The sequence below is a fragment of the Paludibacter propionicigenes WB4 genome (genome assembly GCF_000183135.1).
GTDB lineage: Bacteria > Bacteroidota > Bacteroidia > Bacteroidales > Paludibacteraceae > Paludibacter > Paludibacter propionicigenes.
The window spans coordinates 1,172,709-1,194,326 of record NC_014734.1 but is presented as its reverse complement, the minus strand read 5'-3'; the positions used below and the strand labels follow the sequence as shown (position 1 = coordinate 1,194,326).

The window sequence follows — 21,618 nt, the reverse complement described above, 5'->3', positions numbered from 1 at the left end:
AATTATTGACAATAAAAAATCAGATGAACCCGGACTCTCACTACCAATTGTTGAGAGCACAGTAAACATATAAAATGGATATGAAGAATAAGAAACAAGCTGAAGAAACACAAGAAGTAAACAACAGCTGTGAAACTCAGGAGACTCAAACGACAGAAACAACCCCCGCTTCTGAAACTACAGAGCAGGCTGCCGATCAGATAGTGGATGAACTGGAATTGATGGCGCAGAAATGTACCGAACTCAATGATAAAAACCTGCGTTTAATGGCCGAATTCGATAACTATAGAAAACGAACCATGAAAGAACGCATGGATTTGTTGAAAACAGCCAGTGAAAAGGTGTTGGTTGATATGTTACCGTTGGTCGATGATTTTGAGAGAGGCTTGAAAGCGATGGAAACATCAGAAGATGTACAGGCTGTAAAAGATGGTGTAGATTTGATTTACTCAAAATTTATTGCTTTTTTGGCACAAAACGGAGTAAAAGCCATTCCTACTGAAAACGAGGTTTTTGATACCGAATATCATGAAGCAATCACAACTTTTCCTGCACCAACAGAAGATTTAAAAGGAAAGATTGTAGATTGTGTTTCGAAGGGTTACACTATGAATGAAAAAGTAATTCGTTTTTCAAAAGTAGTAGTAGGAGAGTAATTTTTATTAATGAGATTGATTGTGATAAACTGATAATCACATCATCGCATCAAATTATATATCACAATAAAATATGTCCAAAAGAGATTATTACGAAATACTTGGAGTGTCTAAATCTGCTTCTGCTGATGAGATAAAAAAGGCATACCGCAAAAAAGCTATTCAGTATCACCCCGATAAAAATCCGGGCGATAAGGAATCAGAAGAAAAGTTCAAAGAGGCTGCCGAGGCTTATGAAGTACTGAGTGATGACCAGAAACGTCAACGCTATGACCAGTATGGACATGCAGGTGTAGGTGGTGCTGCCGGAGGTGGATTCGGTGGAGGAAGTATGAACATGGACGATATTTTCTCTCACTTTGGCGATATTTTCGGAGGTCACTTTGGCGGTTTTGGCGGCTTTGGCGGAAGTCAGCGCGGTGGAGGACAACGGGTGCGTAAAGGTTCTGATTTAAGAGTGAAGGTAAAGCTTACTCTGGCAGAAATTGCATCCGGAGTAGAAAAGAAAATTAAAGTAAAAAAACAGGTTGCTTGTACACATTGCAATGGAACCGGTGGTGCCAACGGATCATCGACCACTACTTGTACCACTTGTAATGGACAGGGACGCGTGATGCGGGTACAGAATACCATTTTAGGACAAATGCAAACTGCAGCCGAATGTCCTACCTGTGGAGGCGATGGAAAAATTATTAAGGATAAGTGTACTCATTGTAACGGTGACGGAGTCGTACGCGAAGATGAAGTAATTACTATCAATATTCCTGCCGGTGTAATGGAAGGTATGCAACTCTCAGTTAGTGGAAAAGGAAATGCGGCTCGCAGGGGAGGAGTGAACGGTGACTTATTGGTACTGATCGAGGAAGAACCTCATCCAGAGCTGGTTCGAGACGAAAATGATTTAATATATAACCTGTTGTTGACGGTTCCTATGGCTACTTTAGGTGGCTCGGTGGAGGTGCCGACTGTAGAAGGAAAAGTAAAAGTAACCATTGCTCCCGGAACTCAACCGGGTAAAGTACTTCGGTTACGTGGTAAAGGTTTACCTAATGTGAACCGTTATGGTACTGGCGATTTACTTGTTAATATTGGGGTTTATATTCCCGAAAATCTGAATAAAGAAGAAAAAACAATTATGGAAAAACTAGGAAATTCGGATAACGTAAAACCGAATGCCTCAGCTTCTCGTAATTTCTTCTCGCATTTTAGAAACATGTTTGAATAAAATATACTAAATTTATAGTAATAAGGTCTGATAGAAATTCTTCTATAAGACCTTATTTTTTTTAAAATATGTGCTAGTTTTCAGTGCTTTATACTTTTAGCTGAAAAGATTATTGAGAATAATTTGTATATGTTAAGTATATGTATTATTTTTGGAGTGCAAAAAAAGTGAATTTACATAAGAAATAATCGGTCATCCCTGATCTGTTTTTCGCTAGATTCCTGTAGATCTAATTCTGACAAACCTGACATAAACTTTAATCATTGGCATTGCGGCCAATACTAACGGTATTGAGATAATACTAATAAATGAAAAGTCAAATGGAAATAGATGAGAAAATTTTAAAAGAAACCGTTCATTGTCGTAAGAATTTCGAATGTTTAAGAGCTCATACCGAATTTTTTGGAAGAAATGGTAGAGTAGAACGTTGCCTTGATGGCAAAGTGCATATTGTAAAATGCAGTCAGATTATTTGTCATTACAAGATGAGTTTTGGGAAGTACATAATCTGTAATTGTCCTATCCGAAAAGAGATATACCAAAGACACAAGCAATAATTTCTTTGTTTAAACGACTTCTCAATTATTTATTACCGATGAGCTAAACATGTTGTCGGCATAGTTTATTAATGAATAATTGTGGCGGCTGGAGATTCATATATATGAATTTCTTCGATATCTAGATTGTTGTAACAGTGTGTTACGAATTTTTATTAGAAAATCATGAGAATTTTAGTTTGTTTTATTCTTAGCCTTTTTGCCGTAGTTTCACGATCTGAAAATGTTTTAACAGGAAAAGTCGTTGACCCGGATAATCAACCGGTAAGCCAGTTTAATCTTGTTTTAATCTCGCCATCTGATTCTTCAACTATTTCAAGCACCTCATTTACTGACGGTATTTATACACTGAAGGATATACAACCCAACGAATATATAATTAAAATTACCTCTTTTGGCTATGCAGCTCTAAAAAAGACAGTGAAAACAAGATTAGGTGTCACTTCATTACCTACTCTTGTGTTACAACCTAACTGCATAAAAGAAATTACTGTCATAGCGCAGCAACCCACCATTCGAAGTACAGCTGACCGTATCATTATTAATGTGGAAAACAGCATATTGTCCAATGCATTAAATGGCTCGGACATGCTTCAAAAGACACCCGGACTGATTAGAGATACATCAGGTGAACTTATCGTAGCAGGCAAGGGGATACCCAAATATTATATTGATGGTAAAGAAGTTCATTCTATGAATGAGGTTAGAATACTCAATCCCAAAAATATACAATCTCTCGAAATTATTGATAATCCATCAGCTGCTTATGATGCTGATGGACATGCAGTTATTTTGATTAATACGCTCGATAAAGCAGATCAATATCTGTTACGTCTGGGAGGTGACTTTACGCAGTCAAGAAAAGGTTCGGTAAGCGAATTTATAGAAGGAGCCTTGAAAGCAGGAAAAATAACAACGAACTTGTATGTTGATCATTCAACAATGAACAATAAAACCTTTGAAGATAATTACAGTGTTATAACCGTCAATAATAATTTAGAAACGCATGCAGAATCTGTATCATTTGATTCAGAAACTTCGTATCGTTTATCTGTAGATATTGATATCGCAAAGAACCAAAGTCTTATTTTTCAGAGTAATGGCTATTATACAGATGCTAGTAAAATAAACCGAAATCAACTTTCGTATTTCTCAAACCCGGCATTCGATAATTTCAATACGCATGTGGAGAAATTTATACAATCATGGCAAACTAATAATACTATAAGTTATAATTGTAAAATAGATTCGTTGGGGCAGAATATTAAACTGATAGCAGACTATACCATTGGAAATAAGGAGAACACAAATAATTTTTACAATCAAATTGTAGGTAATGAGAATAATCCGCCGTTCTGGAATAAAAATTATAATAAAGGAAAGCCGGTAATTTACTCGATAAAAGCCGATTATACAAAACCGTTCAGTAAGACAATGTTATTGGATATCGGGACAAAATATTACTGGATAAAAGGAAATGACATCACCGATATGACAGGTAGCACCAATCTGTATCAGCATTATCTGACAGATGAACAAAACCTTTCTGCGTATGCTTCTCTAAATATGAAGTTGGATGATAAACTTGAATTCAGAGTCGGCTTAAGAGGCGAAAAAACCTTCAGGAAAATACAGAAAGATTATGTTGTTTTTTCAGATGCTAATCAGTTTGGCTTATTTCCCAGTGCGTCAATAAACTATTCTTGTTCCGAATCTTTCTCAACCGGAATTTCATACAGTAAACGTATATCCCGTCCTTCTTTTTCGGCACTTGACCCAAGCATTTACGTAGATTCGTTGACTAACCGAAAAGGCAACCCCAACTTAATTTCGACGGATATACATTCATTCCAGTTATCCTGCAAATTTTTCAGTTTCATTTCATTCAGGGTTGGTTATAGTTACCTTATACACCCCATTTATTTCATGGTATATAAGGATGAAGTGCAGCCACAGCTCACTGATGTTCGTTTTATAAACGGAGATAACGTGGGTCGTTATACTGCCTCTTTAACTTTCAACAAACAGTTGTTACCCTGGTGGAGCATTACATTGTCCGGATTATTTTATACCAGTTCATATCCCTATATTGATGATAATAATGTAAGACGAAATAATAATACTCCGGGAAAGAATATAACACTTCAGAATTCGATAAAACTGCCGGCTAAGGTTCTGTTTGATATCGGTTATCAGTATAATGGAAAAGGATCTTGGACAACGAGTTATAATGAACCATATTGGAATTTATATTTTTCCTTACAACGAAGTTTTTTGCGGGAGTCACTTACATGCACAGTTACAGCGAACGACTTGTTTAATCAGTTGACATCACGTCAGCATTCCGTGCTGTCGGGACAGAATTTAAATGTATTTGATGCTGACGATACTTATTTTGGAATAAGCATAAAATATCAAATAGGAAGATCTAAGTATAAATATTCTTCAAAGTCAGAAAACTCGGAAGAACGCCAGCGGTTACATTGATAGCGAATATGTATAACGAGAAACTCCCAAATTGAATTTTCAGTTTGGGAGTTTCTTTGCTATTTATATTTTTATTATTGAATGTTTTCGTCTATAAGATTGATTTTTTGCTCTATCAGTTTACTTTCTTCTTTCAGAGTCTCAATTTTACGTTCCATTTCTTTAATCAAACCACCACCTTTTTTTGAGTTCGAAGAGAAAAATCCGATATTATTCTCGTAAGTTGCAATCTCTGATTTTAAATGTTCGTAGGTGCGCATAAGCTTTTCACGTTCGCGGAATAGCTTGTTTTCACCTTTAGTACTCATGTCTTTCAAGTTGTTGCGGAATGAGTCCATGCGGCGGTTAGATGAATCCACATTCAGAGTTTCGAATTGTTTGTCAACAGCATCTCTGTATTCTTTGTAGATTTTATCTTTTTCTTTGAACGGCACATGTCCTATGGTGTTCCATTCGGCCATAATAGCACGCAGGGCTGTTACTGATTCGCCGGGATTTTCTGTCTTTTCGAAAGCATTTATTCTGTCAATGAGCTCTTTCTTTTTTGCTAGATTCTCATTTTCTACAGTTCGTTGTCCGGATGTATTTTTGTTTTTTTGTTCAAAGAAATAATCGCAGGCGCCTATGAAACGTTTCCATAGCTCATCTGAATATTTTTTAGCAACAGGTCCTACTGTTTTCCACTCTTTTTGGAGCTGAATAAGTTTATCTCCTGTTTCTTTCCATTCAGTGCTGTCTTTTAGCTCTTCTGCTTTTTCGCACAAGGCTTTTTTCTTTTCAGCATTGGTGGTCAATACATTTTTAGTTTCCTTGTAAAATTCAGCTTTTGCTGCAAAGAAAGCATCGCATACTTTGCGGTATCTGTCAAATACTTTTTGATTTACTTTGCGAGGTGCAAACCCAATTGTTCTCCATTCTTCTTGCCAGGCCAACACCGTTTTTGTTGCTTCATCCCATGCTTTATAATTATTAAGACTACTGAAATCAAAAGCTTCAATTTTTTCGCATAACGCATTTTTGGCTTCATAGTTTTCATCTTCAAGCTTACGGATTGAATCAAAGTAAGATTGATGCTTTTTATTTATAGCAGTTGATGCTTCTTTAAAACGGCTCCAGATTTGTTCTCGTATTTCGCGGGCCACAGGGCCTAAATCATGCCATTCTTCGTGAAGTTTTTGTAATTGTTGGAAAGCTGATATAACATCATTTTCTGAAGCTAGTTTTTCAGCCGCTTCACATAATGCAGTTTTTAATTCAAGATTTTTCTTGAAATCGTATTCTCTTAGTTCATTATTAATCTTAATCAGATCCCAGAATGATTCCTGATATAAATTATACTGTTTCCACAAATCGGTAGAGGCACTTGCAGGAACCTGACCTATGGTTTTCCATTTTTGCTGTAAAGCCCTGAACTCATTAATATGCGTAGAAACGTCATCATTACTTTCTACTAAAACTTTCATTTGACCTAGCAAATGTTGTTTTTTCAATAAGTTCGTTTCTTTTTCTTTTTCAAGCTGGGCTGATAGAGCTGCCTTTTTGGCTTTGAATGTGTTTAGCAGCGCTTTAAATGATTCTTCGAGCTCATCTTTTGGAGCTAAAAATTCATTTTCTTCGTTACCATCTTCAATAAATGATTTTTTTAGCTCTTCTATTTCAGCTTTGGTCTTTTTGTAAAATAATTGCTTGATAAGCTCCACTTCGTCCTTAACCAATTCTACTTCTTTGTTGATTAGCAACTTAAGTGCGTCAACTAGCTCTGCTTTAGTACTTGTACTATAGTCTATTTTAGTAGATTTTTCTTCAATCGGTTGCTCTGTAACTACTTCCTCAGGACTTTCTTCCTGAATTTTATCAGCAACTGGCTCTTCCGTAATTTCGGTTACCGCGGCATCAGCAGATACCTCAGGTACTTCAATAACTTCAATAACTTCAGCTGTTTCAGCAACTGTTTTGTTTTCAGTTACTTCAATAGTTTCTTTAGTTTCGGCAACTTCAGGAGTTTCGCTTGGTACGATTTCAGGATCCTTGTTTAAATCAAGTGGGCTCATTTTCAATATTTATTTAATATGTTTGTTTTGCGGTTACAACAAAACTTTCAAAAATTTCAACTAATAATAACAGAGAGACAAAAATAGGGTAATTTTTTTAAATAATGTTATTACTCCCCAAAAATCTTGGAATAAAGACGTTTTTCTGAACATTTTATCTGCAATTAATTTGCATTTCTGTGTGCAATATATGTATTTGCCTGTTGAGCAGGATTTATTTGAATATCATTGATGCTAACATGAGCAGGTCTGGTAACAATAAATTCTATCGTATCGGCAATATCTTCGGCACTTAGTGGAATCAGTCCGGCATAAACAGCTTTGGCCTTTTCTTCATCGCCATGATACCGTATAATAGAGAATTCAGTTTCAGCCATTCCGGGTGAAACCGAACTAACTTTTATTCCGTGTTTTACCAGATCAAGTCGAAGCCCCTTAGTAATGGCATTTACTGCATGTTTTGAGGCACAATAAACGCTGCCATTAGGATAGACCTCAATTCCTGCAATCGAAGACAGGTTGATAATAAGCCCGGATTGTTGTTCAATCATTCCCGGAACAACAAGCTTAGTCATATAGAGTAATCCCTTAACATTAGTGTCAATCATTTTTTCGTAATCTGCCAAATCGCTTTCCTGAAATGGAGAAGCACCCGCAGCAAGACCGGCATTATTAATCAGTACGTCGATTTTCTGAAATGCGGGTGGCAATGAATTGATTGCTTCAGTGCATGCCGAATTGTCACGTACATCAAAGCAAAGCGAAATTACCTTGACTGAGTAATCGGATTGTAATTGTTTAGTAAGTTCTTCTAATCGCTCAGCTCTACGTCCGGTAACGATAAGATTATAACCCAATCCCGCCAAGCGCAACGCAATTGCATGACCGAAACCCGATGTGGCTCCGGTAATAAGTGCTGTTTTCATAACTAATCTTATTTATATTGAAAGCTTTAATGTTTCACTAAGGCATTGACCCCCAAAATTGAAACATTATAATATGAGTTATTTTTCGTCTCCTTTTACATATTTCAAATCGTGTCCCATCCGAACCTTTTTAGTTTGCATGTAGAATTCATTGAATTTGTTTGGTTCTATTTCGATAGGAACGTTTTCAACAATTGAAAGTCCGTAAGCTTCCAAACCTATGCGCTTAACGGGGTTGTTAGACATTAGGCGGATTTTGGTAACTCCTATTTCGCGTAAGATTTGAGCACCTACTCCGTAATCACGTTCATCAGCGTTGAAGCCCAAATGTAGATTCGCATCCACAGTGTCCATTCCTTCTTCCTGCAATTTATAAGCCCTGATTTTGTTCATCAGTCCTATTCCTCGCCCTTCCTGATTCATATAAACAACTACTCCTTTGCCTTCTCTTTCAATTAATTGCATAGCTTTGTGGAGCTGATCCCCGCATTCACAACGCATAGAGCCAAAAATATCACCGGTGATACACGATGAATGAACCCGTACTAAAATAGGTTCATCTTTTTCCCACTCACCCTTAATGAGTGCAACGTGCTCCATTCCGTTTGATATCTGACGGAAAGGAATCAATTTAAACTGACCATATTTGGTCGGCATGTTTACTTTTTCGCCCATTTCTACCAACGATTCGGTTTTAAGGCGATAGGCAATCAAATCTTTAATCGTAATTATTTTTATATCGAATTTATCTGAAATTTCGAATAAATCCGGTAGTCTAGCCATGGTGCCATCTTCATTCATAATCTCGATGAGGGCGCCTGCCGGTTGTAATCCGGCCAGACGAGCTAGATCTACTGCAGCTTCTGTGTGACCAGCGCGGCGCAAAACACCTTTGTTTTTGGCTCTTAGCGGGAAAATGTGCCCGGGACGGCCAAATGTTTCAGGTTTTGAAAGTGGATCGGCCAAAGCTTTGAAAGTAGCAGCACGATCGGCAGCCGAAACTCCGGTGGTACAACCTTCGAGCATATCCACACTAACAGTGAAGGGAGTAGAGTGTATGGAAGTATTTTTATCTACCTGCATTTCAAGTTCCAGTTCGTCGCAGCGATCTTCTGTAAGCGGTGCACAAACAACTCCACGACCGTAAGTAATCATGAAGTTAACCATGTCCGGCGTAATTTTTTCAGCAGCGCAGACAAAGTCACCTTCGTTCTCACGATCCTCGTCATCTACTACTATCACAAATTTTCCATCACGAATGTCGATAAGAGCTTCTTCAATTGTATTTAATGTTGATTTCATTTTGAATCAATTAGTTTTATTTTTCTGTTTCTTATAGAGTTGAACTTTGATTTAATCAGAGCCCATGCTTTTATATATTGTTCTGTATCTAAAATGCTTGCATCTACAACTGCTTTGTATGTAAGGAAAATCCCGATAGGCAACAAAACAAATGAACTTAACCACATACCTTGATACGATAGCCACAAACCCTCTTTAACCATTTTGTATCCGGTGTTGTCGATAATATAATATATGATAAACATAATTACAGATATCACTACCGGCATACCCAATCCTCCTTTACGAATAATAGCGCCTAACGGGGCTCCGATGAAGAAAAAAATCAGGCAGGCAAAAGATAATGTAAATTTACGATGTCTTTCAATCTCATGTTTAGTGATATAAGTAACTTGCGAGCCTATCATTGTTTTGTTGTATTCAACAGTTTCACTCATGAGTTTTGCTTTTTCCACTGCCGAGTTAGAAACTCTTACCATGGCTTCCTGAGGTAATGAGAGGAAAAGCGAATCTGTATTGTAAATCTTGCGAACTTTCTTCAGACTGTCGTTTAACGAACTACCAAATATAACATCTCTTCCAAAAAAATGTTGATCAACAAGAGTTTTTCCCTGAAGTGCAGCAGATACGTTAACATCTTTGCTTACTGAATCTATAGAATGAGTAAGCTGCTGGAAATTTTTGCTAACATGCTCATTTTTAAGGATAGATTCATCGTAACGGGTAAAATCAGAATTGAAATCTATTAAAAGATCTTTTGTTTTAAAGATTTCTCTGCGATAAGGAATACTCGTCGTAGAACTACTCAATTTTTGATTATTCAAGTTTGAAAAACTTTCGCCATCGAAAAGCGAAAGCATGATATACTTTTTATCTTCGGTGAACTGAACTTTTCCTGAGTCGGCAACGGTTACTTCAGCGTTTTCAAATCCTCCCGAAAAATTGTATATCATCACGTTCTTGAGAATATGATCTTTTTTGTCCTTTACATAGATTTGTACATTAGGTATTCCGGAGTAGAATTCACCGGTTGGGATATCAAGCTCAGGAGACTTTTGTTTTAGCGAAATGACTAAAGTATATAACTTAGTTTGTGCAACAGGCAAAACGTAATTAGAGAAGAAAAATGCACCAACACAAACAAATGAGATGAAAATAATAAGCGGTCGGATAATTCTAAAAAGAGAAATACCGGCAGCTTTCATGGCGGTTAGTTCAAAGTTTTCTCCAAGATTACCGAAAGTCATTAATGATGCCAATAGTATTGCAAGGGGCAGAGCCATTGGTACAACGGAGAAAATTGCATAAATAAAAAACTCTGCTAAAACTGACCAACCAACTCCTTTTCCAATCAATTCAGAAACATGTTTCCATAAAAACTGCATTAACAGGATGAAAATGCAGATGAGAAAAGTCATCAAGAACTGCGTAATAAAACGTTTAAATATGTAAGAGTCAATTTTTTTTATCCGAAACATGCTTGTTTTTTTTGGAACAACAAAATTACTGCAAAAAGTTCAATAATCAAGTATCTGATTTGCGAAATTAGCTTAACATTAAGTGTTGGGAAAGTGTGGTGAAAGAAAGAGAAACCATCAGGCTTCATAGCCTAATGGTTTCTCTTATTATAATACGATATGATTTGTAGGAAATAGTTGTTGTTTAAATACCGGTTTTCCGTCTCAGCGTTTCTATTTGATTGTTCCAAAGAAGAGTCAGGTCATCTTTTTCTCCTTTTTCAGCAAAGTCAGTAATGATGAGTGCCATTTCTCCGGTCACTTGCAATGCTACTATCTTAAACTCAAAATAATAATCAGTATCTACATCTTCTTCCCATTGAAACCGAACACTGACATTGGGTTTTGTGTGAATTAAAAAAGCTGTTTGTTCATTTTTCTCCCAACAAAATGTATATTCATTATCATTGACAGTAACTCCATCGGCAAACCATTCGGCTAATCCCAGCGGTGTGCTGATTGAGTTCCATAATACATTAATTGACGCAGTTTTGAGTTGATATTCGATTTTTAATATGGTTTTCTTCATTGAACTATCGTTTTGCGGCTTAAAAGCTAAGAGCTAAATTTAGTCTCTTATTTTTGCGTTCGCAATATAGTTATTTTTTTTGAGAAAACTGTGATTTTAGTAGAATAATAAACTGTTTTCAATACAATTTATCCATTAAGACTGCTCTTTTCGAAACATAATGGTAACAACTGCCTGATATTTTCAAGTTGGAAAATATTGTTGGTTCCATACAGAAGAACCGTAATATTTTTATCAAATCGCATTTCAGATTCAAGCAATACCTGACGACAAGAACCACATGGCGTAATAGGTTCAGGCAAAAATTTGCCATTGGTAAATGCCGCAATGGCTATCGTTTTTACAGCAACATCGGGAAATTGTGCATTGGCATAAAACATAGCGACACGTTCGGCGCATAGTCCCGAAGGGTAGGCTGAATTTTCCTGATTACTCCCTGCGAATATTTCCCCATTTTCAAGTTCCACAGCAGCGCCTACATGAAAATTGGAATAAGGAGCATAAGCTTTAGCAACCTGCTCTTTGGCTTTGTCTATGAGCGTTTTTTGTGCTGAGTTCAATTCGTTGAAACTTAAGATTGATACTTTGGTTTCTATTGTTTTTTCTGTCATATTTTTTATTTGTGAAGGTAAGATATTCAGGTAGCATTCTCCAGATGAACAATGAGGTATATGGTCTGGTAGACACTGAATAAATACAAAATTATAAAATTATCTAATCAAACGAGTCTTTTTGATTAATTAGTTTTAATTTTGTAGCAAATAAAAACAATAATTTGAACGAATGAAGCTTAGTATTAAACCCCAAATTTTAGTTATATTTCTGTCTGTTAGTTTATTCGCTGTGTCTCAGTCTAAAAGCCGGGCTTATTTAGATTATATTGACCAATATCACCAATTGGCTGAAAGACAACAACGAGAACATGGAATTCCGGCAAGCATCATCCTTGCTCAGGGTTTGCTTGAATCGGGGGCAGGGCAAAGTACTTTCGCCAAAGAATCGAACAACCATTTTGGCATCAAATGTAGTGACTGGACCGGAGATAAATACTATCATGATGATGAAACGAAGAATGAATGTTTCCGCAAATACAATCAAGTGCTCGAGTCTTATGAAGATCATTCCTTGTTTCTTAAAAAAAGAAGTCGTTACGCATTTTTGTTTAGTCTAAACCCAACGGATTATGAAGGTTGGGCCCAGGGTTTGAAAAAAGCCGGCTATGCAACCGACCCAGCCTATGCCTATAAACTCATTTCTATTATTGAAAATTATGAATTACACCAATACGATTTAGTTGGAAGTTCTTCTGCTGGATTTGCTGAAAGTAGAAGAGCGGATGATAAATCAGATAATACTGTGCAGACTCGCGGAGCTTCGATGGGTGTAATCAATGCGGTTACAATCCATACGGTAGTGAAAGTAAACAAGGTAAAATTTGTAACTTCTGTTGGAGGCGACACTTATGCAACAATTGCTAATGAATTTAATATGACTGAGAATCGCTTGCGTGGTTTTAATGAGGTGAATTCTACTGTCGTTCTAAAACCTGGAATGCGGGTTTTCATTGAGATGAAACGTAATAAAGCCCCAAAAGAAAACAATAACCATACTGTCACTGCCGGAGAATCGATGTACAGCATTTCACAAGATTATGGAATGAAGGTTGTTAGTCTTTATAAACTGAATAATATGTCGTTCACTGATGGTGTACGTTTAGGACAGGTGCTGGTTTTGCGATAAAGAGTTTTCAATTCTCAGTTATTTGTTGATTGGCTATTTTCGAATCTAATTAGAAATTAATCATGCGAAAAAAAAATACAGAATTATTGAGCGATGTGATTCGTCAGGTGCTCAGGGAACATCATCTTGATCGCCCGCTGAATGAGAAGCGTTTGATAGAATCATGGCCATTGGTGCTGGGCACTAATATCATGCAATATACTTCTGAGTTGGTGGTGAAAAACAGGATACTCTATGTAACTCTAACTTCATCTGTGCTTCGTCATGATTTGTTTATGTCGAGAGAAGAAATTAAAAAATCATTGAATGACAGGGTAGGGGTGGAAGTGATTGTAGATATTGTATTTAAATAAGCCCTTTCCTTTTTCTATTTTTATAAGTTTGTTGACTTTCTGAATACCAAATTAAAGCTCTTTTAGGGTTTTGGGGTTTAGCTGCAATTATTATGGATTACCGTGAACATCTTCGCCAACCGCTATCTAAACGTTTTGTTGATATCTTAGCTACAGAGATTTTTCTAAATCCAGCCGATTTTGATATCGTATATCGTCTTATTTATGATGAAGATATTGCTGTGGCGTGGCGTGCTGCCTGGGCTTGCCAGAAGATAAGCGAAAAACATCCTGAATGGTTTTCTGAACGGCATTTTGAAGAATTGTCTACTTTAGCCATTGCTACTTCTCATGGTGGTTTGTTGCGTGGTTGTTTGTCTGTAATCAATAATATAGCCTTGCCGGAGTGCCTTTCGGTAGAATTCATAAATGCATGCTTTGACTGGATGATTTCTCCTAAATCGCCTATAGCCGTTCAGGCACTTTCCATGAAAATATTACTTCGCATTTGCCGTAAAGAACCCGAATTTAAACAAGAGTTATCGGTTGTTTTGGAAAATATCGATTTTGAGAATTATTCTGCGGGCTTTAAATCTGTCAGAAAAAATATTCTTAAAGCTTTGAACGGCAAATAGTTTTGTATTATTAATAGTAAGTATGTTCGGGAGATTGCACACTTTAACGATAAAAGTGTTACTTTTGTCCTCCGATATAAGGGTTATATTTTTTGATGTAGCCCGTAACTTTATGTTTAATTAAATAAAAGTTTTATGACTTTAAAGAAAAACATTCTGGCATTACGACAAAAAAAAGCAATTGTTGAAAAAGGTGGAGGTGACAAAGCCATTGAGAAACAAGTAGCTATGGGCAAGATGACTGCCCGTGATCGTATCCTTGCATTGTTGGATGCCGGTTCATTTCACGAATATGACCTTTTCGTTGAACACGAAGAGCGCAATTTCGGAATGGATGACAAAGTGCTGGCTGGTGATGGCGTAATTACCGGTACAGGAACAATGAACGGTAATCCTATTTGTATTTATGCACAAGACTTTACCGTAATGGGTGGTTCGCTTGGACTAAAACATGCGCGTAAAATTACTAAAATTATGGATCATGCGCTTAAAATGAAAGTGCCATGTATCGGAATAAATGACTCGGGAGGTGCTCGTATTCAGGAAGGTATCGGCGCTTTGGCCGGTTACGGTGAAATTTTTTATCGTAATACTATGGCTTCCGGTGTTATTCCTCAAATTTCAGTAATCTTAGGTCCATGTGCCGGTGGTGCTGTTTATTCTCCAGCTCTTACCGACTTTGTGTTTGTGGTAGAAAATATTTCTAAAATGTTTATTACCGGCCCGAATGTTATCGAAACTGTATTAGGTGAAAAAATTTCTCAGGAAGATTTGGGTGGTGCACGTGTACATGCCGAAATTACCGGAAATGCTCATTTTTATGCTTTGAGCGAAATGGAATGTATTGAGCAAATCAAAGAACTTGTTTCATTGATTCCACATAGCAACCAACAAAAAGCTAAAAGTGTAGAACCTAAAGAACCTACATTTAATAAGAATATTGAGAATATTATTCCTGCCGATCCAAAACAGCCATACGATGTACGTGAAGTGATTTATGCACTTACAGATGATTCTAAATTCCTTGAAGTTCACGAACTTTGGGCTGCCAATATCGTTATTGGTTTCGGTCGCTTGAATGGTGAAACTATTGGATTTGTGGCTAACCAACCACTTTATCTCGCTGGTGTACTCGACTGTGATGCTTCTGATAAAGCAGCCCGTTTTATCCGTTATTGCGATGCATTTAATATTCCTATCGTTACCTTGGAAGATATGCCGGGTTACTTGCCGGGTGTTGACCAAGAACATGCAGGTGTTATTCGTCACGGAGCTAAAATGTTATATGCATATTCAGAAGCTACTGTTCCTAAAATTACAGTTATTTTACGTAAAGCGTATGGTGGTGGTTATATTGCTATGAACTCGCGCCACCTTGGTGCTGACTTTATGTTGGCTTGGCCAAGTGCCGAGATTGCAGTAATGGGTCCTGAAGGAGCTGCTAACATTATTTTCCGCAAGGAAATTATGGAAGCTGAAGACGAAGATGCTATGCGTCAACAAAAAGTTCAGGAATATATCGAGAAATTTGCTAATCCTTATGTGGCTGCATCAAAAGGTTATATCGATGCTGTTATTGAGCCATTGGAAACACGCGATATGTTATTGCATGCATTAGAAGTTTCTAAAAATAAAGACGATTACCGTCCAGCTAAAAAACATGGAGTTCCTCCATTCTGATTCATAATTTCTAATTCACAATTCACAATTAAAGTTGACAAGGTTTTCTGAGTTAGTATTAATCATGAGCTGTCAACTATAAACTGTCAACTAAATAAATTATGGAAACAGAAAAAAAGGAATATGTAGATTTTGCGGTAACTGCGCGTAAATACAAAACGCTTCTTACTAAAAAATATCAGAATAGAAAGCCATGGATTAATCCAAGTCCGTATGATATACAGTCTATCATTCCTGGAACTATTCTTGAAGTATTTGTAAAAGAAGGCGATATTGTAACTGAAGGAGCTCCTCTTTTAATTCTGGAGGCAATGAAGATGCAAAATCGTATTGAAATGCCTTTCACTGCGCGAGTAAAGAAAATCAATGTAGAAGTTGGAATTAAGATTCCGAAAGATTCATTGATGATTGAGCTGGAAGCAGTTGATAACGAATAAAAAATTCGAAATATATAGAATAAGGGTTGATTAGAAATAATCAACCCTTATTTATTTTGCCTGATATAGCTGTCAGGTTTTCTTTAATGATTGTTGTCCATTCTTGTTCGAAGTTCGGAGTGAAAACGCTTTTCCCAATATGTGATTCAATATCTTCAATAGTCCAGAATTTACCTTCCGATATCTCTTCTGGATCAGGTGTAATGAAACCGTCGTAAACAGTGAAATAGCTATGAACTAATTCGGCTTCCTGATTCGAAACGAATTTATATCGTTTCAGAAATACGGGATAACAATTTTCAATACCCAACTCTTCCCGTACTTCCCGTTGGAGAGCCAGTTCGATTTCTTCGCCGTAATCAACATGTCCGCCTACAGATGTATCCCATTTACCGGGCTGAATGTCTTTGTTTAAAGCTCTCTTTTGCAGGTACAATTCGCCTCTAGAGTTGAATACATGTAAGTGTACAACAGGATGTAGAAAAAACGACCCTGCATGGCATTCGGTGCGTGTTACCTTTCGGATTATTTTGCCGTTTTCATCTACCTCAGGGAAATATTCAATCGATGCCATAATCGTAAATTTAAATTGAAATGCAAAGTAATAAAAATATATTCAGATATAACTATTTCAAAATTAATTCTTCTGCAATAGAAAAGTATATTTGCTAAATTTTATAGAATGAAATGATATGTTTTGAAAAATAATTTTAGTATCTTTGTATTCGCTTTTTAAAAGAGCTTCTCTTAATTTTGAAAATTAGTTTATTGTTTGATTAGTAATGTTTTAGGGTATAGGTATTTTAAGAGGTGATGTTGTAATAATTTAATTGTGTAAATTAATTGTTATTGATGAAAGAATTTAGAATTGCTGTTGTCGGGCTGGGTTATGTGGGTTTACCACTTGCTATTGAGTTTGGCAAAAAGTATAAAGTACTTGGATACGATATAGATAAAAACAGGGTTGGTGAATTGCAACAAGGCGTTGATCACACTTTGGAAGCCGATCTGGATGGTTTGCATGAGGCTACAGCTCTTTGTAGCTCAAACCCTAATTTCGGCTTGTCATTTTCGAGCAATGAAATCGACCTGAAAGAGTACAATACTTTTATAGTAACTGTCCCCACACCAATCAATAAATTCAATATGCCTGATCTGAAGCCGCTTATAATGGCTTCGGAAATGCTTGGGCGTGTCATAAGCAATGATGCCATTGTAATTTATGAGTCAACCACATACCCCGGTTGTACTGAAGAAGACTGCATCCCTGTTATAGAAAAAGTCTCAGGGCTCAAATTCAATAAAGATTTTTATGCGGGTTATAGTCCGGAACGCATAAATCCCGGCGATAAAGTAAACACGCTTACCAAAATTAAAAAAGTTACCTCCGGCTCCACTCCACTTATTGCCGATCAGGTAGATAATTTATACTCCTCAATCATTACAGCCGGAACGCATAAAGCCCCCAGCATAAAAGTAGCAGAAGCATCGAAAATTATAGAAAATGCTCAGCGTGATGTGAATATCTCTTTCGTCAATGAATTAGCCCTTATTTTCGATAAAGTAGGCATTGATACCAACGATGTGATTGATGCTGCCGGAACTAAATGGAACTTTTTAAAGTACCGACCGGGGCTTGTCGGTGGACATTGTATCAGTGTGGATCCTTATTATTTGGCTAGTAAGGCGGAATCGTTGGGTTATGTGCCTCAGGTAATACTCTCAGGTCGGCACGTAAACAACAGTATTGCGCCTTTTATTGCCAATAAAGTGTTGAAATTGATGATACAGAAGATACATGCCATAAAAGGTTCTAATGTACTGATGCTAGGTGTGACTTTTAAAGAAAATTGTCCGGACATACGCAATACCAAGGTGGTTGATATTTATCGGGAATTGTGTGAATTTGGGTTGAATGTGGATATCTATGATCCGTGGGCATCAGTGGCGGAAGTAAAGCATGAATATGGTGTGGATATTATAGATAAGGTAGATGGTAAAAAGAAATATGATGCTGTTTTACTGGCTGTGGCGCATGATGAATTTAAAACAATAGATTTCGAGAAGTACTATAAGGCCGGTTCTGTCGTTTTTGATGCGAAAGCTGTAATCGACAGGCGATGGGTGGATGGAAGACTTTAGTCAGTGAACAGTGAACAATGAGCAGTGATCAGTTTTTGTTCTAAAATTACTAAAAAATTATAAACAGGTAGTGGTAGGAGGGTGAAAGTTGGTCTTAATGTTGAATAAAGAAATAAATAAATAAATAAATAAACTTGTAACTCGTAACTATTCACTTGTAACTACTTAGAAAGCATTTAGTGTAATTGAAATATTTTGAAGTTGAAAGAAGAACGCGCCATACAATCAGAGAAGTTAAGTTGGTATGCAGTATATACTGCACCGCGGGCGGAGAAAAAAGTGAGCGAACGTTTTTCGGATGTGGGAATAGAGCACTATTTAGCGCTACAAAAGGTAAAACGCCGTTGGAGCGACAGAATTAAAGAGGTACTAATCCCAGTTGTAAACGGTTATATTTTTGTACATATTCAGGATAAAGATTTTGAAAAGGTAACAAAAATATATGGTGCAATAGCCTTTGTCAGAGAAGGAGGGCGACCGGTCGCAATACCCGATTGTCAGATAGAAAACCTACGATTGATGGTGGAAGGCGCTGATGAACCGATAGAATTTAGTGTGGAAGATTTTGCTCGTGGTGAGTCTGTAACTATCACCAAAGGACCTTTAACAGGGATGATGGGCGAGTTAGTTGAAGTAAAAGGAAAACATAAAGTATTAATCAGACTTGAACGTTTTGGTTCGGCAATTACTACAGTGCCGGTATCGTTTATCGAAAAAGTACTGTAGTTGCTTAATGCTTTTGTTGGATAACATATAATTAAAATGATCTTATGCCGGGAGTAGGTGCAACGTTTCTGTTGTTGGCTACATCTGGTTATAGGTAAGAAATATTTCAGGTTTAAAAAATAATTCGTTATTTCCAGTGTGGGAGTGACGAACCTCTTTGTGCTAAATAGAGGAGTTTTTTAGAATAACCTTTTAAATTGTAAACTATTTTCAATATATACCTATGCGGAAAATTAAATTTGTCTTTCTATTCTCATTAATTACGACTTGTTTGATGGCTCAAAACATTGATTTGAGTAAGTTGAGTCCTGAGCAATTGGCAGCCTATAAAAAATATAAAGATGGAAATGCCGGAGCTGTTACTAATACTCAACAGGCTGAAGTAGTTGATAGAAATGTGAATAACGGACAAGAAGATATTGACGAGTTGCGGGATACTCAGAAGAAAGCCAGCAATAAAGCAAATGAGAGCAATTTTGCAAACCAAAATCAAAAAAGTGAGAAATCCAAAACCTTTTCAGGAGGTATCTTCGGTTCTTATTTGTTTGATAAACAAAATCTGACTTTTGAACCAAAGTTAAATATTCCTACCCCTCCCAATTACATCCTCGGTACGTACGATGAATTGATAATTGACGTATCTGGCATGTACGAGGCGAACTTTAAGCCTAAAGTTAGCCCGGAAGGCTACATACGTGTACCCAATGCCAGCCCGATAAAAGTAAGTGGTCAGACCGTTGAGAATGTTACCCGTATTATTAAAAGCAGACTTGTCGGTATTTATCCCGGAGCGCAGATTAATGTAAGTCTGGGAAGTATTCGTAGCATTCGTGTGACGGTAGTCGGTGAAGCTACCCGTCCGGGAACCTACACGCTTCCGTCTCTTGCAACAGCTTTTAATGCGCTGTATGCTTGTGGTGGCCCCGATTCTATTGGTACTATGCGCGATATTAAGGTCGTGAGACGTGGTAAAGTAGTTGCTAATGTTGATGTATACGGTTTTCTGTTGGATGGAGCTTTGACAAACAATATAGCATTACAGGACGAAGATGTTATCAAGATTGACCCCTACAAAGCTCGTGTAAGTATCTCAGGTGCTATTAAACGCGAAGGTTTGTTTGAAGCATTGCCGGGAGAAACCCTTCAGCAATTAGTTCGGTTTGCCGGTGGCTATAGTGATAATGCCAATAAATCGGTTATTACTACTATACGCTTGAAAAACAATGGAAAAACCGTAGTTGATGTTCCGGAAAATCAATTGGCAATATTTAAATTACAATCCGGAGATTCCTGTTATGTTGCTACAACATCTAAGATATTCGATAACCGTGTGGATATTACCGGTTCGGTTTATCGTCCCGGAACCTATGCATTGGAGACGGGAATGACCGTAAAAAAACTGATTGAGAAAGCAAACGGCTTAAAAGAAGATGCTTTTATGAATATGGCATTTATCAACAGGAAGCAAGCCAATCAAATACCCGAAATACTGGGATTCAATTTGGGTGAAGTACTTAAAGGTGCTGCAGAAGATATATTGCTTCAAAAAGATGATTCTGTAATGATTACCAGCCTGTTTGACTATCGCGAAGAAAAGTCCATTTCCATCTCAGGAGCAGTATTAATGCCGGGAACATTTAAATTTGTAGAGAACATAACCCTGAAAGATCTGATATTTAAAGCAAAAGGATTTACCGAAATGGCCAATACCGATTCGGTGGAGCTGGTCAGAATTATCAAAGATCCAGATCGCTTAATGAACACGACAGACAAAACTATTGTGTATAAGTTCTCGCTGGACAAGGAACTGAGCTTTAAAAAAGGTAGTGCTGATATGCTCCTCGAAAATGGAGATAAGGTGATTGTCCGTACGATCTCGGGATACGAAGAAACGCGTACGGTTAAACTGGAAGGTGAAATTTTACAACCCGGTGAATATAGCGTTACCAGTAAATCAGAACGTATTTCTGATGTAATCAAACGAGCCGGTGGATTTACACAGTATGCTTATCCTGCAGGAGCGTTTCTTATCCGAACTGAAAAAGAGACCGGAGTTCAACAGAAGCTGAACCAAATCACAAAGGAAAATGCGAAAAAACTGTATCAGAATAAAAACGATAATAAAGTGGATGCAACCATGCTTAAAACAGCAGGTATTGCAGCTCCTGCCGAAGGATTAGATTCTATTCAGAATACTTTTTCAAAATCGAAATCGGTGGATAAGGTATTTAAATCACAGGGTATTGTGGGTATTAATCTGGTAGAAATCATGAAACACCCGGGTGGAAAAGACGATTTCTTTTTGGAAGATGGTGATGATATCTTTGTGCCGCGCGAACTGCAAACTGTACGAGTAATGGGCGAGGTACTGTTCCCTACCTATGTAGGTTATCAACCTGGGATGAGTTTAAAGAAGTATATACATCGTGCCGGTGGATTTACGGAACAAGCACTGAAAAAGAAAGTATTTGTGTTATATGCCAACGGTACAGCCCGAAGCACTACCCGTTTTCTAGGAATAAAGTTTTATCCTAAATTACAGCCCGGAGCCCGTATTGTGGTTCCAGAAAAACCAACCGAGGTGAAAAATCCATTGACAGCGGGTGAAACAGTAGGCATTTTGACTTCAATAACTTCTGCTATGGTACTTATTTATTCAGTTGTAAAAAGATAAAT

At 37.2% G+C, this 21,618-nt stretch carries 18 protein-coding genes; 11 read left to right on the top strand and 7 right to left on the bottom strand.

Annotation, left to right across the window (positions count from 1 at the left end):
• Positions 1-80 precede the first annotated feature (80 nt).
• The 3 genes from PALPR_RS04930 to PALPR_RS04915 all read left to right on the top strand — a co-directional run bounded on the left by PALPR_RS04930 (position 81) and on the right by PALPR_RS04915 (position 4,925).
• Positions 81-656, top strand: a complete 576-nt coding sequence (locus PALPR_RS04930) for a nucleotide exchange factor GrpE (protein WP_013444514.1) — start codon at positions 81-83, stop codon at positions 654-656.
• A 73-nt stretch (positions 657-729) separates the two neighbouring features.
• On the top strand, positions 730-1,881 hold the full coding sequence (gene dnaJ / locus PALPR_RS04925; protein ID WP_013444513.1) for a molecular chaperone DnaJ: 1,152 nt from the start codon (positions 730-732) through the stop codon (positions 1,879-1,881).
• Between the two features lie 722 nt (positions 1,882-2,603).
• Complete coding sequence (locus PALPR_RS04915; protein WP_013444511.1) at positions 2,604-4,925, top strand: outer membrane beta-barrel family protein; 2,322 nt, start codon at positions 2,604-2,606, stop codon at positions 4,923-4,925.
• A gap of 74 nt (positions 4,926-4,999) precedes the next feature.
• Here PALPR_RS04915 and PALPR_RS04910 read toward each other — a convergent pair whose 3' ends face one another.
• The 6 genes from PALPR_RS04910 to cdd all read right to left on the bottom strand — a co-directional run bounded on the left by PALPR_RS04910 (position 5,000) and on the right by cdd (position 11,861).
• Complete coding sequence (locus tag PALPR_RS04910) at positions 5,000-6,976, bottom strand: DUF349 domain-containing protein (RefSeq protein ID WP_013444510.1); 1,977 nt, start codon at positions 6,974-6,976, stop codon at positions 5,000-5,002.
• Between the two features lie 164 nt (positions 6,977-7,140).
• Positions 7,141-7,902 carry an SDR family NAD(P)-dependent oxidoreductase gene (locus PALPR_RS04905; protein ID WP_013444509.1) on the bottom strand — a complete coding sequence of 254 codons (762 nt, stop codon included), beginning with the start codon at positions 7,900-7,902 and terminating at the stop codon, positions 7,141-7,143.
• Between the two features lie 78 nt (positions 7,903-7,980).
• Positions 7,981-9,204, bottom strand: coding sequence for a bifunctional 3,4-dihydroxy-2-butanone-4-phosphate synthase/GTP cyclohydrolase II (locus PALPR_RS04900; protein ID WP_013444508.1), 1,224 nt, complete (start codon positions 9,202-9,204; stop codon positions 7,981-7,983).
• Positions 9,201-10,622: an LptF/LptG family permease gene (locus PALPR_RS04895; RefSeq protein WP_171805021.1), complete on the bottom strand. Its 1,422-nt coding sequence runs from the start codon at positions 10,620-10,622 to the stop codon at positions 9,201-9,203. The genes PALPR_RS04900 and PALPR_RS04895 overlap by 4 nt, the downstream gene beginning before the upstream one ends.
• 244 nt (positions 10,623-10,866) lie before the next feature.
• Positions 10,867-11,250 (bottom strand): START-like domain-containing protein, encoded by a 384-nt coding sequence (locus PALPR_RS04890; protein ID WP_013444506.1) that lies wholly within the window; start codon positions 11,248-11,250, stop codon positions 10,867-10,869.
• A 128-nt stretch (positions 11,251-11,378) separates the two neighbouring features.
• Positions 11,379-11,861 carry a cytidine deaminase gene (gene cdd / locus PALPR_RS04885; RefSeq protein ID WP_013444505.1) on the bottom strand — a complete coding sequence of 161 codons (483 nt, stop codon included), beginning with the start codon at positions 11,859-11,861 and terminating at the stop codon, positions 11,379-11,381.
• A gap of 172 nt (positions 11,862-12,033) precedes the next feature.
• On the opposite strand from cdd, the gene PALPR_RS04880 reads away from it, so the two are divergent.
• The 5 genes from PALPR_RS04880 (at position 12,034) to PALPR_RS04860 (ending at position 16,074) form a co-directional block, all read left to right on the top strand.
• Positions 12,034-12,990 (top strand): glucosaminidase domain-containing protein, encoded by a 957-nt coding sequence (locus PALPR_RS04880; protein WP_013444504.1) that lies wholly within the window; start codon positions 12,034-12,036, stop codon positions 12,988-12,990.
• Positions 12,991-13,052: 62 nt separating this feature from the next.
• Positions 13,053-13,343 carry a DciA family protein gene (locus PALPR_RS04875; protein WP_013444503.1) on the top strand — a complete coding sequence of 97 codons (291 nt, stop codon included), beginning with the start codon at positions 13,053-13,055 and terminating at the stop codon, positions 13,341-13,343.
• A gap of 92 nt (positions 13,344-13,435) precedes the next feature.
• Positions 13,436-13,957 (top strand): hypothetical protein, encoded by a 522-nt coding sequence (locus PALPR_RS04870; protein ID WP_013444502.1) that lies wholly within the window; start codon positions 13,436-13,438, stop codon positions 13,955-13,957.
• 135 nt (positions 13,958-14,092) lie between these two features.
• Positions 14,093-15,637 carry an acyl-CoA carboxylase subunit beta gene (locus tag PALPR_RS04865; protein WP_013444501.1) on the top strand — a complete coding sequence of 515 codons (1,545 nt, stop codon included), beginning with the start codon at positions 14,093-14,095 and terminating at the stop codon, positions 15,635-15,637.
• Between the two features lie 101 nt (positions 15,638-15,738).
• Positions 15,739-16,074: an acyl-CoA carboxylase biotin carboxyl carrier protein subunit gene (locus tag PALPR_RS04860; protein ID WP_013444500.1), complete on the top strand. Its 336-nt coding sequence runs from the start codon at positions 15,739-15,741 to the stop codon at positions 16,072-16,074.
• A gap of 40 nt (positions 16,075-16,114) precedes the next feature.
• Here the strand turns inward: PALPR_RS04860 and PALPR_RS04855 are convergent, their stop codons facing one another.
• Entirely contained in the window at positions 16,115-16,648 is a 534-nt protein-coding gene (locus PALPR_RS04855; RefSeq protein WP_013444499.1) for an NUDIX hydrolase, read from the bottom strand.
• Between the two features lie 278 nt (positions 16,649-16,926).
• Here PALPR_RS04855 and PALPR_RS04850 point away from each other — a divergent pair, with 278 nt between their 5' ends.
• From PALPR_RS04850 to PALPR_RS04840, 3 genes are all read left to right on the top strand, one after another.
• Entirely contained in the window at positions 16,927-18,216 is a 1,290-nt protein-coding gene (locus PALPR_RS04850) for a nucleotide sugar dehydrogenase (RefSeq protein ID WP_013444498.1), read from the top strand.
• A gap of 201 nt (positions 18,217-18,417) precedes the next feature.
• Positions 18,418-18,942: a UpxY family transcription antiterminator gene (locus PALPR_RS04845; protein ID WP_148226426.1), complete on the top strand. Its 525-nt coding sequence runs from the start codon at positions 18,418-18,420 to the stop codon at positions 18,940-18,942.
• A 223-nt stretch (positions 18,943-19,165) separates the two neighbouring features.
• Positions 19,166-21,616 (top strand): SLBB domain-containing protein, encoded by a 2,451-nt coding sequence (locus tag PALPR_RS04840; RefSeq protein ID WP_083807177.1) that lies wholly within the window; start codon positions 19,166-19,168, stop codon positions 21,614-21,616.
• Positions 21,617-21,618: the final 2 nt, after the last annotated feature.